This window comes from Paraburkholderia sp. SIMBA_027 (genome assembly GCF_046535315.1).
GTDB lineage: Bacteria > Pseudomonadota > Gammaproteobacteria > Burkholderiales > Burkholderiaceae > Paraburkholderia > Paraburkholderia tropica.
Genome location: NZ_JAWRWY010001683.1, coordinates 1 through 233, shown reverse-complemented (window position 1 = coordinate 233; position 233 = coordinate 1). Strand labels below are relative to the sequence as shown.

At 65.7% G+C, this 233-nt stretch carries 1 protein-coding gene; it reads right to left on the bottom strand.

Annotated features, from left to right (window positions below; all coding sequences use genetic code 11):
• Positions 1-233: HAD-IC family P-type ATPase (locus SB764_RS44910; RefSeq protein WP_410867425.1), on the bottom strand; the 233-nt coding region annotated here is incomplete at both ends.

The window sequence follows — 233 nt, the reverse complement described above, 5'->3', positions numbered from 1 at the left end:
ATCGCCGACGAAAGCGACCTTGCCATGCTGGGCTTTGAGGCGGCGTACCGCGTCGACCTTGCCGTCCGGCAGGACTTCCGCCACCACCTCGTCGATCCCAAGGCGCTTGGCGATAGCTTCGGCCGTCCGCTTGTTGTCGCCGGTGATCATCGCGACCTTGAGGCCGAGATCGTGCAGCGCCTTGATCGCCGCGGGCGTCGTCTCCTTGATCGGATCGGCCACGGCGATGATCG